The sequence below is a fragment of the Williamsia sp. z71 genome, assembly GCF_059553375.1.
On sequence record NZ_JCANWX010000001.1, the window covers coordinates 962,793 to 978,485 of the forward strand.

Below are 15,693 nucleotides of genomic sequence, written 5' to 3' on the forward strand. Positions count from 1 at the left end.
CCCTGGTGACCGGCTTCACATCTGACCACGAGTGTTGCACGTTGGGACCGATCGCCACAGAGGGTTGCCGGCGCCGACGCGCCCAATCCGTCGAGCGGGCCGAAATCACCGTCGAGCGGGCCGAAATCACCGTCGAGCGGGCCGAAATCACCGTCGAGCGGGCCGAAATTGCACGGTGCTCGAAACCACCCGGCAACTTCGGCACGGTCAACGGCGTTTAGGGCACGGTCGACGGCGTTTTGGGCACGGTCGAGGGAGGTCAGGCGGGGGCGGTGGACGCCCGGACGACCAACCGCGGCTGGAAGCGCACGTGCCTGGGCGGGTCGTGCGGTCGCCGGGTGGTCTCGCCGACCAACAGATCGATGGCACTGGAACCGAGCTGCCGCGACGGCTGGCTGATCGACGACAGGGGTACCACCGCGGCCTCGGCGAAGTCGATGTCGTCATACCCGATTAGGGCGATGTCGCCGGGCACCGAGACGTCGGCGAGCATCGTCAAGGCCTGCAGGACGCCCATGGCGAGCAGGTCGTTGGCGCAGAAGATGGCGTCGGGCCGCTCGGCGACGGGTCGTCTGCGGATCTCCTCGCCGGCGGCTCGTCCGGCCAGGACGCTGAGCGAAGGGGTCTCGATGACCTCGAGGGTGGCGCCGGGCACGCGTTCGATGGCCTCGCGCGCGCCCTGCAGGCGGTCGGCGACCTGGCGGATCGCCGGTGGGCCGCCGACGAACGCGATCCGTCGCCGCCCGGTGTCGCACAGGTGGCCACAGGCCAGGGCGCCGCCTGCGACGTCGTCGACCGACACCGAGGGAAAAGGTGTCTGCTCGCCGTTGCGGTCGACCAGGACCACGGGCGTACCTCGCTGTTGCAGCGCTTCGAGACGGCTCAGATCATCGCCGACCGGGGAGACCAGAACCCCGAAAACCCGTTGCTCGTCGAAGGTTTCGAGGTAGGTGTGTTCACGATCCGCGTCGTCGTCCGAGGTGCCGAGCAGCAGCGTCAAATTGTTGTCCGATGCCTGTCGTTCGGCAGACCGGGCCAAGTCGGTGAAGAACGGGTTGCCCACATCCAGGACGATCAATCCCACACATCGCGACCGGCCGGCTTTGAGCTGGCGGGCGGCGTCGTTGCGGACGAACCCGAGTTCGGCGATCGCCTTGTGTACCCGTTCGACGGTCGCCGGGGCGACCTTGTCGGGCGAGTTCAGGACATTCGAGACGGTGCCGATGGACACGGCGGCGCTGGCCGCCACCTCGCGCATGCTCACCGCCATGGCTCGCCTTCTTTCTCTCTCCAACCCTGACACCGCGGACCCGCAGTCACCAGGTGACGGGCGGGGTCCACGGAGCAAGGGGTCCAGGGGGACAGGCTAACGCGGGTTCAGCCGCGTTCGGTGTTCACCGCGCGGGGCGCCAGGCGGGTCAGCTGTGTGACGTGTGCCGGTGTCAGCTCTTCGAGAGCGTTCACACCCAGCAGTCGCATGGTGCGCTCGATCTGCTCGGAGAGGATCTCGATGGCGCGATCCACGCCTGCCTCACCGCCGGCCATCAGGCCGTACAGGTAGGCCCGGCCGATCAGGGTGAACCGGGCCCCGAGTGCGATCGACGCGACGATGTCGGCACCGGACATGATCCCGGTGTCGAGCACGATCTCGGTGTCCTTGCCGACCTCCTTCGCGACCTCGGGGAGCAGGTGGAACGGGATCGGTGCCCGGTCGAGCTGGCGGCCACCGTGGTTGGACAGCACGATGCCGTCGACACCGAGATCGACGACCGCTTTGGCGTCGGCCACGGTCTGGATGCCCTTGACCACGACCTTGCCCGGCCACTGGTCGCGGATCCACGCGAGATCGGAGAAGGTGACGGTCGGGTCGAACATCGTGTCGAGGAGTTCGGCCACCGTGCCCGACCAGCGGTCGAGCGAGGCGAATGCCAGGGGTTCGGTGGTGAGGAAGTCGATCCACCACTGCGGGCGGGGCAGCGCGTTGATGACGGTGCCCGGTGTCAGTGCCGGCGGGATGGACATGCCGTTGCGCTTGTCGCGCAGGCGTGCGCCCGCGACCGGGACGTCGACGGTCACCAGCAGGGTGTCGTAGCCCGCGGCGGCGGCCCGCTCGACCAGCGCCATCGAGCGCTCGCGCTCTTTCCACATGTAGAGCTGGAACCAGTTGCGGCCGTTCGGGTTGGCGGCCTTGACGTCTTCGATGGACGCGGTGCCCATCGTCGAGAGCGAGAAGGGGATCCCGGCCTTGGCCGCCGCGCGGGCACCGGCGATTTCGCCTTCGGTCTGCATCATCCGGGTGAAACCGGTGGGCGCAATACCGAACGGCATGGCCACCGGGGCTCCGAAGACGTCCCAGCCGGTGTTCACCTTCGAGACGTCACGCAGGATCGCCGGGTTGAACTGGATGTCGTTGAAGGCCTGGCGGGCGCGGCTGATCGAGATCTCCGCCTCCGCCGACCCGTCGGTGTAGTCGAAGGCCGGGCGCGGGGTCCGCCGCTTGGCGATCTTGCGCAGGTCTTCGATGGTCAGCGCCGCATCGAGCCGACGCTTCTTGGCATTGATCTCGGGCTTCTTGAACTTCATCAGTGGCGCCAGGTCGTGGACCTTGGGGAGCTGCCGTTTCATCGTGATACCCCTACGAAATCGTTGCGATGCCGGCCGGTCGGACGTGGCTCGTATCGCTCTGGTGGGAAGGTTGCGGCGACCGTCGCGCGTGCGCTCTCGAGGTCGTCGGCGATCAATTGCTGGGCCCGGGCGGTGATCAGGACATTACCGATCGCGGTCGCCTCGGCGGGTCCGGCGAGGACCGGCATACCGAGCCGGTCTGCGGTGAGCTGGCACAGCAGCCGGTTGCGGGCACCGCCGCCCACGAGGTGGACGGTCTGGACCGGGGTCCCCGACAGCTCTGCCGCCTCCTGCACCCGCCGGGCGAACGCGCCGGCGAGGCTCTCGAGGATGGCGCGGACCATCGTCGCCGGATCCGCCGGTGCGGGAAGCCCGCGGGCGGTGTACCACCGTGCGATCCGGGCCGGCATGTCGCCGGGGGAGAGGAACTCGGGGTCGTCGGTGTCGAAGAGTTCTGCCGGTGGTCTGGCGGCGGCGGCCTGATCGAGCAGCTCTGCGAGGTCGATGGTGGCGCCGGAGCGTTCCCATTGCCGAACCGACTCGCTCAGCAGCCACAGACCCATCACGTTCCGCAGGAACCGGATCCGGCCGTCGGCCCCGACCTCGTTGGTGAAGTTCGCGACCCGGGCCGCGGGGTCGGTGACCCGCGAGGTCAATTCGACCCCGACCAGGCCCCAGGTGCCACACGAGATGTACGCCGAGGACTCCGGTCGCATCGGCACCGCGACCACGGCGGAGGCGGTGTCGTGCGAGGCGACGGCATTGACCGACACCGACGAGGACAGACCCAGCCCGGACGCGATGTCCGGCAACAGCCGGCCGAGCCCGGTTCCGGGTTCGATCAGACCGGGGAACAGGTCCGTCGGCAATCCGAGGATGCGGTGCAGTTCGTCGTCCCACTGCCCGTCGGCACCGAGCAGTCCGGTGGTCGAGGCGTTGGTGCGTTCGGTGGCCATCTCGCCGGTCAGCCAGTACCCGATCAGGTCGGGGATCAGCAGGGCCCGATCGGCCAGCTCCAGGGTCCCGGCCTGCTTCTCGGCCATCAGCTGATAGACGGTGTTGAAGGGCAGGAACTGCAATCCGTTGCGGGCGTATAGATCCGCCGGGTCGATGGCACTGTGTACCGCCGAGACGCCGCCGTTGTTCCGGTCATCGCGATAGTGGTACGGAAGTCCCAGCAGGCGTCCGTCGCGAAGCAGTCCGTAGTCGACCGCCCAGGAATCGACGCCGATCGCGGCGAGCTCGCCCGCCGCGCGACCGGCTGCCGAAAGCCCTTCGCGGATGTGCGCGAAGAGCCCGGGGACGTCCCAGTGCAGCGCGCTGCGCCGGCCGTCCCAGATCGGCAGCGGACCGTTGGCGAATCGGGTCACCTCCCGGATCTGCAGCAGATCCGGGCCGACCTCGGCGAGCATCACCCGGCCGCTGGTGGCGCCGAGATCGACCGCCGCCAGCTTCCGGGTCCGGGTTGCAGAACTCATCGCAGGAATGCCGCGGCGACACCGGCGTCGACCGGGACGTGCAGTCCGGTGGTGTGCGACATGTCGGAGCTGCAGAGCACGAACGCGGCGTTGGCGATGTTCTCCGGCAGCACTTCCCGCTTGAGCAGGGTGCGCTGTGCGTAGAACTCGCCCAGTTCCTCTTCCGGCACGCCGTAGACCGCGGCGCGCTTGGCGCCCCAGCCGCCGGCGAAGATGCCCGAGCCGCGGACGACGCCGTCGGGGTTGATGCCGTTGACCTTGATCCCGTGCTCGCCGAGCTCGGCGGCCAGCAGACGAACCTGATGTGCCTGATCGGCCTTGGTGGCCGAGTAGGCGATGTTGTTCGGCCCGGCGAACACCGAGTTCTTCGACGAGATGTAGAGGATGTCGCCGCCCATCTTCTGATCGATGAGGGCCTTGGCCGCGGCCTTCGACACCAGGAACGAGCCACGGGCCATCACGTTGTGCTGCAGATCCCAGTCGGCTGCACTGGTTTCCAGAAGTGACTTCGACAGCGACAGGCCGGCGTTGTTGACCACCAGGTCGATACCGCCGAAGGCCAGCACGCAGGCGTCGACCGCGGCCTGCACCTGGGCTTCGTCGGTCACGTCGGCGCGCACGCCGATCGCCACGTCGGTCGATCCGATCTCCGCGGCGGCGGCCTTGGCCTTGTCCTCGTCGAGGTCGGCGATGACGACGCAGGCACCCTCGGCAGCCAGGCGGTTGGCGATGGCCTTGCCGATACCCGAGGCGGCGCCGGTCACCAGCGCGATGCGGGTGGCCAGCGGCTTGGGCCTGGGCATCCGGGCGAGCTTGGCCTCTTCCAGGGCCCAGTACTCGATGTTGAACTTCTCGGCCTCGTCGATGGGCCGGTAGGTCGAGACGGACTCGGCTCCGCGCATCACGTTGATCGCGTTGAGGTAGAACTCACCGGCCACGCGGGCGGTCTGCTTGTTCTTGCCGTAGCTGAACATGCCGACGCCCGGGATGAGGATGACGGCCGGATCGGCGCCGCGCATCGCGGGGGAGTCCGGCGTCGCGTGGCGGTTGTAGTACGCGGTGTAGTCGGCCCGGTAGGACTCGTGCAGTTCCTTCAGGCGGGCGATGCAGTCCTCGATCGAGGCGTCCGCAGGCAGATCGAGCACCATCGGCTTGACCTTGGTGCGCAAGAAGTGGTCCGGGCAGGACGTTCCGAGCGATGTGAGCCGGGGATGTTCGGCGGAGGCGAGGAACTCGAGCACCGGATCGGAGTCGTCGAAGTGCCCGACCTGGGGGTTGTCGGTCGAGGCCAGTCCACGCAACGTGGGTGCGAGGGCGGCGGCCTTGGCCGCCCGCTCGGCCGGACTGAGCGGACCGAAACCGGGCAGCGGGGGCCCGAACGGCGCCGGCTTGCCGTTGACGGCGAGGTAGTCCTCTGCGGCCTTGATGATCTCGAGTGAGTTGGCCTCGGCCTCGTCGGACGTCTCGCCCCACGCGGTGATGCCGTGGCCACCGAGGATGCAGCCGATGGCCTGCGGGTTCTGCTTCTTGACCTCGGAGATGTCGAGGCCGAGCTGAAAGCCGGGGCGACGCCACGGAACCCAGATAACCCGATCGCCGAAGATCTTCGCGGTGATCGCCTCGCCGTCGGCGGCGGTCGCCAGTGCGATACCGGAATCGGGATGCAGGTGGTCGACGTGCGCGGCATCGACCAGTCCGTGCATGGCGGTGTCGATCGATGGGGCGGCACCACCGCGGCCATGGAGGGTGTAGTCGAAGGCGGCCACCATCTCGTCTTCGCGATCGAGGCCCGGGTACACGTCGACCAGGGCCCGCAGGCGGTCCAGGCGCAGCACCGCGAGTCCGCTCTCGGTGAGGGTTCCGAGATCGCCACCCGAACCCTTCACCCACATCAGATCGACGTCCGCTCCGGTGACCGGATCACGGTCGACGCCCTTGGCGGAGGTGTTGCCGCCCGCGTAGTTCGTGTTCTTGGGATCGGCGCCGAGCCGGTTGGAACGTTCGATGAGTTGTTTGACGGTGGGGTTGGTCATTGCATTCCTTACAGATATCGAGAAAACAGAAACTGAAAACTGAAAAACCCTCAGGCGAAAATCAAGCGCCCCAGGAGGATTGGGTTCCACCGACGCGCTCGGCGACGAGCTTCTCCCGGTGACCCGACTCGGCGTATGCGGCCATGGGGTCCGCGGGCAGGCCGCGCTCGGCGCGCCACAGTGCGAGCTCGGGGCGGACATCGGTGTAGAACGCGTCCATGAAGATGCCATTGGCGCCGAGCACATCGCCGGTTTCCTGTGCGGCGGTCAGTGCATCGGTGTCGATGAGCAGTGCGCGGGCCGTCATCTCCTGCACGTTGAGCACCGAACGGATCTGGCCCGGGATCTTCTCCTCGACGTTGTGGCACTGATCGAGCATCAGCGCGACGGGCGAACCGGGGGCCAGCCCACCGCCCCGGATCACCTCGAACATGATGCGGAAGAGCTGGAACGGATCAGCGGCTCCGACGATCAGGTCGTCGTCGGCGTAGAAGCGCGAGTTGAAGTCGAACGAACCGAGCTTTCCCAGCCGCAGGAGCTGGGCCACGATGAACTCGATGTTGGTCCCGGGGGCGTGGTGGCCGGTGTCGAGGCAGACCAGCGCCCGCTCGCCGAGTGCGCTGACCTGTGCGTAGGACGTGCCCCAGTCCGGGACGTCGGTCATGTAGACGGCCGGTTCGAAGAACTTGTACTCGAGCACCATCCGCTGCTCGTCGCCGATGTGCTGGTAGATCGTCGACAGCGATTCGGCGAGCCGGTCCTGGCGGCCGCGGATGTCGCCCTGGCCGGGGTAGTTGGTGCCGTCGGCGAGCCAGATCTTGAGGTCACGCGAGCCGGTCTGGTTCATGACCTCGATGCAGGCGAGGTGGTGGTCGATCGCCTTCTGTCGGATGGCCTTGTCGGTGTGGGTCAGGCTGCCGAACTTGTAGTCGTCGTCCTGGAAGGTGTTGGAGTTGATCGTGCCCAGGCCCACACCCTGATCCTCGGCGTAGCGGCGCAGCGCACCGAAGTCGTCGACCAGATCCCACGGGATGTGCAGTGCGACGGTCGGGGCCAGGCCGGTGAAGCGGTGGACGGTGGCGGCGTCAGCGATCTTTTCCTGCACGGTGCGCGGGGTGCCGGGGGTTCCGAAGACCTTGAACCGGGTCCCGGAGTTGCCGAATGCCCAGGAGGGCAGCTCGATGGCCAGATTCTGAAACGTTTCAATCCTGGCGGCGTCAAAGTTCTTCATATCAATTGCTCCCAGCGGTGCCGGTTGTTTGTGTGAGGGTGGTTGTGGTGACGAGTTCGGGGCTGATCGGCCGCCCGTACCGCTCGATCTCGATGTCCTTGAGTTCCTTGCCGCGGGTGTCCGGGGCCCAGATGACGCCGATGATCATCGCGATGGTCAGGCAGGTGATCAGCAGGAGTCCGACCCAGCCGAGCCCGACTGCCGCCAGCAGGGTGGGGAAGAAGTAGCTCAGCGCACCGGTGGCCGTACGGACCGCGAAGAACATGACGCCCTGCGCACTGGCGCGGTACGGGGTGGCGAACAACTCGCTGGCCCACAGGCTGTAGAAGGCCTGCGCCCCGACGCCGCTGGAGATACCCCAGCAGATCGCGAAGATGAGCATGGTCGTCATGCCGCCATCGGTGAACATCACCAGCACGCCCCAGGCGAAGATGCCGGGGATCGCGCCGAGGGCGAACAGCAGTCGCTGCGACATGTGGTCGGCCAGGCGCATGAACACGAAGTAGGTGGACAGCACGGTCATGCCCCAGACCAGGACCTGGAGCAGGTTCTGCTGGACCTCGCTGTCGAGGCCGGCGGTCTCGTAGACGCGCGGCATGAAGATGCCGGCCTGCCCGGCAACGGTGTTCCAAAAGCCGTAGATGCCGATGAGCACCAACAACGCGGTGATGTTCACCTTCTTGGAGAACAGGCCACGCAGGCCGGCGCCTCCGGAGGTGGCGACCGGTGCCGGTGTCGAGCCGGTGTTCGCGCCGGCGGTCTCCAGGTTGTCCTCGGTCCAGAGCTTCGACTCGGTCAGGCCCTGGCGAATCCACCAGACCACTGCGGCCACCACGAACAGGTGCAGGAAGATCAGCCGCGACCCGAGCAACTCCAGCGGTGCGAGTGCGGCGGCCAGGGCGAAGCCGATCAGGGGGCCGACCGACCAGGCCAGCTGTGCGGTGCCGACGTGTTTGGCCCGCTCGCCCGACGGGGCCTGCTCGGCGATGTAGGTCCACGACGCCGGAACGCCGGCACCGACCGCCAGGCCGGTGATCACGAACGCGATCATCAGCATGCCGAAGTTGAAGGCGAAGGCCGCGATCAGCACGCCGACCATGTACACCATCAGGTCGTAGGTGTAGATCGCCTTACGTCCGTAGCGATCACACAGCGGGCCGCCGATGGCCGCGCCGACCGCGGCTCCGAAGGCGTTCGCGCTCAGTGCGGCCAGCAAGCCGACAGCAAAGTTGCTGATGCCGAACTCGTCTTGCCAGAACCCGAGGCTGGTGGCGATCGCGATGATCGACCCCGCCTCGATGTAGTTGGACATGGCAACAGAGATCGTTGCCTTCCAACCGGTGGTCTTCTTGGCCCCGAGTTGCATGGTTTCTCCTCATGGGGTGTGGGCGCAGGGTAATTGGTCCGGCTCGGGCGAAGTGCTCGGGTGTGTGCCGGATGTGACACGTCCGATGGATCCGGTCCGGATGAAACCGATCAGGCGAGGTGGAAGTAGTGGTCGAGCTGGGTCATGGTGGTGTCGGGTCCGGCCGTGGGATCGGCGAAGTACTGCGCCATGGTGGCCTGCCACCGGGTGTTCACAGCGGTCTGCGCCATCAGTTCGCGCGCCCGCTCGAAGTCCTCGGTCTCGACGTACCCGACCACCAGTCCGGTGCCGGGCGCAAGGAACAGCGAGTAGTTGGACCAACCGGTCTCGCGCAATGCGTCGAGCATCTCCGGCCAGACGTCTTCGTGTGCGGCGAGGTAGTCGTCGATGCGGTCGGGCCGCAGGTTCATGGTGAAACACACCCGCTGACGTGGAGTGTCTGCTGATGTCTCGGTCACCGTTTCCGGTTGTTCGTGCTGCATGGGCCCGTCGCCAATCGATAGTTTGAAACGTTTCAATCCGTGAGTGCGGTCACCGTAAACTGAACTGAAGGATCGCGTCAAGACCGGAATCGGGCCGATCGGGGGAGCTGCAGACGCACTCGGGTCCGCCGGGGAACACGCTTATTTGTCCTGAGCTGCGCGGCAGCGTAATGTTGATCAACGGTGCGCACGCGCGCCGGATTGTTTTTGTGCCCAGATTGCAGAGCCAGCTCGATTCGCCTGCCGACTGCCGCGGAAAGAGCCCGGGTCACGTGCGTGTCATGACGGTAATCGAAGACAACTGTTCAGGTGTGTCAACACACCAGAATCGTGGAGGCTATGGCCAAAGAAGGCGCCATCGAGGTGGAGGGCCGCGTTGTCGAACCCCTGCCCAATGCGATGTTCCGCATTGAGCTGGAGAACGGCCACAAGGTACTCGCCCACATCAGCGGCAAGATGCGGCAGCACTACATCCGTATCCTGCCGGAAGACCGCGTGGTCGTGGAGCTTTCGCCCTACGACCTGACTCGCGGCCGGATCGTTTACCGATACAAGTAAGACCCAACAGACTTCCCGGACCCCTCCGGGTAGGACAACCAGCTGGGGTGCGGCTATAAGGCTGTGCCCTGTGCTTTGAAGTAGATCCGTGCTGAGCGGCCAAGGCCGGAATCAGCACAGGCAAAGGAGAGAGTGACGTGAAGGTTAAACCGAGCGTCAAGCCGATCTGCGAGAAGTGCAAGGTGATTCGGCGGAACGGCCGCGTCATGGTGATCTGCGAGAACCTGCGTCACAAGCAGCGTCAGGGCTGATCAGCACTTCGACCCGATCGCTTGTAAGAGCGACACAACTTCATACAGGCAACAAAAGAAGACCTCTCAACACCAGCGGACTCACACAGGAGTCCGCCTACCCCCGGCACGGAGGCCGGGGCCCTGCAAGAGTCGGGGACGGATTGGGAGCAGACCTCCGAGAACCAAAGGAAACGCCACATGGCACGTGTTGCTGGTGTTGATCTTCCGCGCGAAAAGCGCCTGGAGATCGCACTCACATACATCTATGGAGTTGGTCGTACCACCTCCAAGGAGATCCTTGCTGCCACCGGCCTGTCGGCCGACCTGCGCGCCAAGGACCTCACCGACGAAGACGTCCTGAAGCTTCGTGAATACCTCGAATCCTCGGTCAAGGTCGAAGGTGACCTGCGTCGCGAGGTGCAGGCCGACATTCGTCGCAAGATCGAAATCGGCTGCTACCAGGGTCTGCGTCACCGTCGTGGCCTGCCCGTTCGCGGACAGCGCACCAAGACCAACGCTCGGACCCGTAAGGGCCCGAAGAAGACCATCGCCGGGAAGAAGAAGTAATCCATGCCTCCTAAGTCACGTAGCGCCGGCCCCAAGAAGGGCACTCGTCGTCGCGAGAAGAAGAACGTCCCGCACGGCAGCGCGCACATCAAGAGCACGTTCAACAACACGATCGTCTCGATCACCGATCCTGCCGGAAACGTCATCGCCTGGGCTTCGTCCGGCCATGTCGGTTTCAAGGGCTCGCGTAAGAGCACCCCGTTCGCCGCGCAGCTCGCTGCCGAGAACGCTGCCCGCAAGGCACAGGAACACGGCGTCAAGAAGGTCGACGTCTTCGTGAAGGGCCCGGGTTCGGGTCGTGAGACAGCAATCCGATCACTCCAGGCCGCAGGCCTCGAGGTCGGCACCATTTCCGATGTCACCCCGCAGCCGCACAACGGCTGCCGCCCGCCCAAGCGGCGCCGGGTCTAATCGGAAAGAAGAGGACTTTAAAAAATGGCTCGTTATACCGGACCCGCAACCCGTAAATCTCGTCGTCTGCGCGTCGACCTCGTCGGCGGAGACCAGGCGTTCGAGCGTCGCCCCTACCCGCCCGGCCAGCATGGTCGCGCGCGGATCAAGGAGAGCGAATACCTGCTCCAGCTGCAGGAGAAGCAGAAGGCTCGCTTCACCTACGGCGTCATGGAAAAGCAGTTCCGTCTCTACTACGCAGAGGCCAACCGTCGTAATGGCAAGACCGGTGACGAGCTGCTGCGCCTGCTCGAGACCCGTCTGGACAACGTCGTCTACCGCGCCGGCCTCGCTCGTACCCGTCGCCAGGCGCGTCAGATGGTCAGCCATGGCCACCTCACCGTCAACGGTGTGAAGGTCGACGTGCCCAGCTACCGCGTCTCTCGCTACGACATCATCGATGTCCGCCCGAAGTCGCTGCAGACTGTTCCGTTCCAGATCGCCAAGGAGATCCAGGGCGATCGTCCGGTCCCGGGTTGGCTGCAGGTCGTGCCCGGCACGCTGCGCATCCTGGTGCACTCGGAGCCCGAGCGCGCACAGATCGACGTTCCCCTGTCCGAGCAGCTCATCGTCGAGTTCTACTCGAAGTAATCGCCGGTTGTCGGATCCATATGTCCGGCAGCACATTCGGCACCTAATCGGCCGTCATATAGCGGGCGTCCAAGAGGAGAAGAAGATTCAATGCTGATTTCACAGCGACCCACACTGTCCGAAGAGATCATCTCGGGAGATCGCTCGAAGTTCGTCATCGAGCCGCTCGAGCCAGGTTTCGGGTACACGCTCGGCAACTCGCTGCGCCGTACCCTGCTGTCGTCGATCCCCGGAGCCGCTGTCACCAGCATCCGGATCGACGGAGTCCTGCACGAGTTCACCACCGTCCCCGGGGTCAAGGAAGATGTCACCGACATCATCCTGAACCTCAAGGGCCTCGTCGTGAGCTCCGAAGAGGACGAGCCGGTCACCATGTACGTGCGCAAGCAGGGCCCCGGTGCTGTCACCGGTGCCGACATCGTGCCCCCGGCCGGTGTCACCGTGCACAACCCGGACCTGCACATCGCCACCCTGAACGACAAGGGCAAGTTGGAGATCGAGCTCGTCGTCGAGCGCGGTCGCGGCTACGTCCCCGCCGTCCAGAACAAGGCGTCCGGCGCCGAGATCGGCCGTATCCCGGTCGACTCGATCTACTCGCCGGTTCTCAAGGTCACGTACAAGGTGGAGGCCACCCGCGTCGAGCAGCGCACCGACTTCGATCGGCTCGTTCTCGATGTGGAAACCAAGAACTCGATCTCCGCGCGGGACGCACTGGCCTCGGCCGGTAAGACCCTCGTAGAGCTGTTCGGTCTGGCCCGTGAACTCAACATCGAAGCAGAAGGTGTGGAGATCGGACCCTCGCCCGCCGAGGCCGATCACATCGCGTCGTTCAGCCTTCCGATCGAGGACCTCGAACTCACCGTCCGGTCGTACAACTGCCTCAAGCGCGAGGGAGTGCACACCGTCGGCGAGCTGGTGGCCCGGACCGAATCGGACCTGCTGGACATCCGCAACTTCGGCCAGAAGTCCATCGACGAGGTCAAGGTCAAGCTGCACGCGCTCGGCCTGGCACTCAAGGACAGCCCCGCGAGCTTCGATCCGTCCCAGGTGGCCGGATACGACGTCGCGACCGGCACCTGGACCGATGACACTTCCTTCTCCGACGCCGATGCCGGCGAGGATTTCGCAGAAACCGAACAGCTCTAACAAGACCCCCAGCTCACGGCCGAGAGGTCGAGAGCGAACCCTAGGAGTTCGAAATGCCCAAGCCCACAAAGGGTACCCGCCTCGGTGGGTCGGCTTCGCACCAGAAAGCGATGTTGGCGAACCTCGCCACCTCGCTCTTCGAGCACGGCCGGATCACCACCACCGAGACCAAGGCAAAGCGTCTGCGCCCGTACGCGGAAAAGCTGATCACGCACGCCAAGGCCGGTAACCTGGCTCACCGCCGTGAGGTGCTGAAGGTCATCCGCAACAAGGACATCGTGCATGCCCTGTTCGCCGAGATCGGCCCGTTCTACGCGGACCGTGATGGCGGCTACACCCGCATCATCAAGACCCTGCCGCGCAAGGGCGACAACGCCCCCATGGCAGTGATCGAGCTGGTCCGGGACAAGACCGCTTCGTCGGAAGCCGATCGCGCCACCCGCGCAGCGGCCTCGAAGAAGAAGTCTGACGAAGCCGCAACCGAGGACAACGTGGTCGAGGCTGTCGAAGCCGATGCCACCGAGGCCGAGGTCGAGAACGCGCAGGCCGTGGCCGAAGCAGTCGACGACGAGTCGTCCGCTGCGACCGCTGCTGATGCCAAGGCCGACGAGAAGTAGTCGACTGAACGAGTCGGCAATATCTGAGCCCGCCACCGGATTTTCCGGTGGCGGGTCTCGTCATTTCGAGGGGCCATTCGTCCGGCTGCGGATGCAGATCGGTTATGACGGCACCGATTTCGCCGGTTGGGCCAGTCAGCCCGGTCAGCGGACCGTATGTGGCGTGCTCGAGCAGACCCTCGGCACCGTGCTGCGCGAACCGGTGACGCTCACCGTCGCCGGCCGCACCGACGCCGGTGTTCACGCCACCGGGCAAGTGGCACATTTCGATGTGCCAGAAGCGGCCCTGAACACCCGGTCGATCGACGGGGATCCGGCCAAACTCGTTCGGCGGCTCGCCAAGATGCTGCCGACGGATGTGCGGGTCAAGGACGTCGAAGAAGCGCCTGCGGAGTTCGACGCGCGCTTTTCCGCCCTGCGCCGCCACTACGAATACCGCCTGACCGACGATCCCTGGGGCGCCGAACCCGTGGTCGCTCGTACCACCGCGGCGTGGAACCGGCCGCTCAACGCCGACCTTCTCGAAGAGGCTGCGTCGTCGTTGTTGGGACTGAATGACTTCGCCGCCTTCTGCAAGCGGCGTGAAGGGGCCACGACCGTCCGGGATCTTCAGCAGTTCACCTGGATGCGTGACGATTTCGGCGTCCTGATCGCACAGGTGAGCGCGGATGCATTCTGCTGGTCGATGGTTCGATCACTGGTCGGTGCGGTCGCCACCGTCGGGGAAGGTCGCCGCTCGGCGGCATGGTGCGCCGGACTGTTGCAGCAACGCGCGCGTTCCAGTGAGGTCCCGGTGGCGCCGGCCTGTGGATTGAGCCTGATCGGTGTGGACTATCCACCCGATGGCAAGCTGGCCGAACGCAATGCCCTCACCCGGGAGACCCGGGCCGCGATCGCCCCGGCGGGCTGCTGCGGAGACTGACTGTCAAACCCCGATGATGTGCCCTTTTGGCGTACGCGACCTGCGGGTTTGTTCGCCAAAAGTTGCTCCTATGTCAAGCGGCGGCGGTCTGAATGGCTCGTGGTTGGGGCGCAGTGTCGGTGATCAGGCGTTGATAGACGGTGCGGACCAGGCGGCGTCGGAGTGCTCGGAGGGCTGCGGTGGTGGAGTCGCCGGCGGCGCGGCGTTTGCGGTAGTAGGTGTAGCCGTCGCTGTCTTCGAGTCGGGTTTGGGTCAGGGCGATGCGGTGCAGGGCGGTGGTGAGTTGTCGGTTGCCGCAGCGCGGTAGCCGGACGCGGCCGGCGGTGTTGCCGGACCAGACCGGGATGGGGGCGGTGCCGGCGTAGTTGGCGTAGGCGTCGGCCGAGTGGAAGCGGGCGATGCCGGCGGTTTCGCCGACGATTTTGGCTGCGGTGAGTTCCCCGCAGCCGGGTAGCTGTAGTAGCGAGGGAACCAGTTCGCGGACTCGTTTGCCGATCTCGGTGGCCGTGGTGTTGATCCGGGTGGTCAGGGAGATGATCTCGTCGAGTTCTTCGCGGGCGATGTCGGCCAGCAGTCCGGTCTCGGTGGCCAGCTGTGCGGCGAGGATCTGTTGGTGTTTGTGCATGCTCAGCGAGCGTGGTTTGGGGGCGTAGGCGGGGTTGATTTCATGGACTCGCCACAGCAGTCGGTTGATTGTTGAGGTGCGTTGTGCGACAAACACTTCGCGTCGATCGACTAGTAGACGTATCTCGCGGGATCGGGGGTCGGCGCCGGCGGCGGGCAGGTTCGGTTCGCGCAGCACTGCCCGCGCGACGGCCAGAGCGTCGATGGGATCTGATTTGCCGCGGGTACGTGCCGAGGCACGGGTGTGGGCCATCATTTTGGTGGGTACCCGCACGGCGGTCTGGCCGGCGGTGAGTAGGTCGCGTTCGAGGCGGGTCGACATCTGTCGGCAGTCTTCGATGCCCCAGAGCAGGTCGGTACCGAACTGGGTGTGGGCCCATCGCATCGCGGCATGATGGCCGGCGGTGGTGGCCGGGGCGGTGAGTTGGCCTAGCTTTTTGCCGACGGGATCGACGGCAACAAATGTGTGTGAGCTCTTGTGTACATCGACTCCAACTACAACCATGGTGGTTGCCTCCTGATTTCAGAAACAGGGACCAGGGACGGTTGGGCCGGTCGGTGGGCAATCCTCAGTTGGGGGCGTTGCCACGCTCCTATCAAGCCACATCGGCCGGTCCTTCCCACCTGGTGTTGGCATAACTTTTGCAAGACCAGACATGCGCATCAATGCGATGCCGGCAGGCACATCAAGAGCCAAACACCAGGTGACCAGGACCCAACCACCGCTCAGGCGGCAACACAAGAGTCACACTGAGGGCACATCATCGGGG

At 65.6% G+C, this 15,693-nt stretch carries 17 protein-coding genes; 9 read left to right on the plus strand and 8 right to left on the minus strand.

All coding sequences use genetic code 11. The annotated features are described in order from the left end of the window. Positions 1–5 precede the first annotated feature (5 nt). Complete coding sequence (locus tag AC51GR_RS04005; protein WP_496323317.1) at positions 6–221, plus strand: hypothetical protein; 216 nt, start codon at positions 6–8, stop codon at positions 219–221. Between the two features lie 38 nt (positions 222–259). Here AC51GR_RS04005 and AC51GR_RS04010 read toward each other — a convergent pair whose 3' ends face one another. From AC51GR_RS04010 to AC51GR_RS04040, 7 genes are all read right to left on the minus strand, one after another. After that, positions 260–1,270, minus strand: coding sequence for a LacI family DNA-binding transcriptional regulator (locus AC51GR_RS04010; protein WP_496323318.1), 1,011 nt, complete (start codon positions 1,268–1,270; stop codon positions 260–262). Positions 1,271–1,377: 107 nt separating this feature from the next. After that, a complete protein-coding gene (locus AC51GR_RS04015; protein ID WP_496323319.1) occupies positions 1,378–2,625 on the minus strand; it encodes an alpha-hydroxy acid oxidase in 1,248 nt (415 codons plus the stop codon). Further along, the gene (locus tag AC51GR_RS04020; protein WP_496323320.1) at positions 2,622–4,103 is read right to left on the minus strand and encodes a rhamnulokinase; all 1,482 of its coding nucleotides are present in this window, start codon (positions 4,101–4,103) and stop codon (positions 2,622–2,624) included. Before AC51GR_RS04020 ends, AC51GR_RS04015 begins: the two co-directional genes overlap by 4 nt. Continuing rightward, the gene (locus tag AC51GR_RS04025; RefSeq protein WP_496323321.1) at positions 4,100–6,136 is read right to left on the minus strand and encodes a bifunctional aldolase/short-chain dehydrogenase; all 2,037 of its coding nucleotides are present in this window, start codon (positions 6,134–6,136) and stop codon (positions 4,100–4,102) included. Before AC51GR_RS04025 ends, AC51GR_RS04020 begins: the two co-directional genes overlap by 4 nt. A 61-nt stretch (positions 6,137–6,197) precedes the next feature. Further along, on the minus strand, positions 6,198–7,367 hold the full coding sequence (gene rhaI / locus AC51GR_RS04030; protein ID WP_496323322.1) for an L-rhamnose isomerase: 1,170 nt from the start codon (positions 7,365–7,367) through the stop codon (positions 6,198–6,200). Position 7,368: 1 nt separating this feature from the next. Next, complete coding sequence (locus AC51GR_RS04035) at positions 7,369–8,733, minus strand: MFS transporter (protein WP_496323323.1); 1,365 nt, start codon at positions 8,731–8,733, stop codon at positions 7,369–7,371. 110 nt (positions 8,734–8,843) lie between these two features. Then, positions 8,844–9,215, minus strand: a complete 372-nt coding sequence (locus AC51GR_RS04040) for an L-rhamnose mutarotase (protein WP_496323324.1) — start codon at positions 9,213–9,215, stop codon at positions 8,844–8,846. A gap of 339 nt (positions 9,216–9,554) precedes the next feature. Here AC51GR_RS04040 and infA point away from each other — a divergent pair, with 339 nt between their 5' ends. The 8 genes from infA to truA all read left to right on the plus strand — a co-directional run bounded on the left by infA (position 9,555) and on the right by truA (position 14,299). Continuing rightward, a complete protein-coding gene (gene infA, locus AC51GR_RS04045; RefSeq protein WP_020109371.1) occupies positions 9,555–9,773 on the plus strand; it encodes a translation initiation factor IF-1 in 219 nt (72 codons plus the stop codon). Between the two features lie 137 nt (positions 9,774–9,910). After that, complete coding sequence (gene rpmJ / locus AC51GR_RS04050; protein WP_026917227.1) at positions 9,911–10,024, plus strand: 50S ribosomal protein L36; 114 nt, start codon at positions 9,911–9,913, stop codon at positions 10,022–10,024. A gap of 180 nt (positions 10,025–10,204) precedes the next feature. Further along, on the plus strand, positions 10,205–10,573 hold the full coding sequence (gene rpsM, locus AC51GR_RS04055) for a 30S ribosomal protein S13 (RefSeq protein ID WP_482135384.1): 369 nt from the start codon (positions 10,205–10,207) through the stop codon (positions 10,571–10,573). 3 nt (positions 10,574–10,576) lie between these two features. Then, on the plus strand, positions 10,577–10,984 hold the full coding sequence (gene rpsK / locus AC51GR_RS04060; protein ID WP_023955919.1) for a 30S ribosomal protein S11: 408 nt from the start codon (positions 10,577–10,579) through the stop codon (positions 10,982–10,984). Positions 10,985–11,008: 24 nt separating this feature from the next. Next, positions 11,009–11,614, plus strand: a complete 606-nt coding sequence (gene rpsD / locus AC51GR_RS04065; RefSeq protein ID WP_496323325.1) for a 30S ribosomal protein S4 — start codon at positions 11,009–11,011, stop codon at positions 11,612–11,614. A gap of 90 nt (positions 11,615–11,704) precedes the next feature. Continuing rightward, entirely contained in the window at positions 11,705–12,760 is a 1,056-nt protein-coding gene (locus tag AC51GR_RS04070) for a DNA-directed RNA polymerase subunit alpha (protein WP_020109366.1), read from the plus strand. A 53-nt stretch (positions 12,761–12,813) separates the two neighbouring features. After that, on the plus strand, positions 12,814–13,377 hold the full coding sequence (gene rplQ / locus AC51GR_RS04075; protein ID WP_496323326.1) for a 50S ribosomal protein L17: 564 nt from the start codon (positions 12,814–12,816) through the stop codon (positions 13,375–13,377). Next, on the plus strand, positions 13,355–14,299 hold the full coding sequence (gene truA, locus AC51GR_RS04080) for a tRNA pseudouridine(38-40) synthase TruA (protein ID WP_496323327.1): 945 nt from the start codon (positions 13,355–13,357) through the stop codon (positions 14,297–14,299). The genes rplQ and truA overlap by 23 nt, the downstream gene beginning before the upstream one ends. 73 nt (positions 14,300–14,372) lie before the next feature. On the opposite strand, the gene AC51GR_RS04085 is transcribed toward truA, so the two are convergent. After that, positions 14,373–15,428 carry an IS110 family RNA-guided transposase gene (locus AC51GR_RS04085; protein WP_496323328.1) on the minus strand — a complete coding sequence of 352 codons (1,056 nt, stop codon included), beginning with the start codon at positions 15,426–15,428 and terminating at the stop codon, positions 14,373–14,375. Positions 15,429–15,693: the final 265 nt, after the last annotated feature.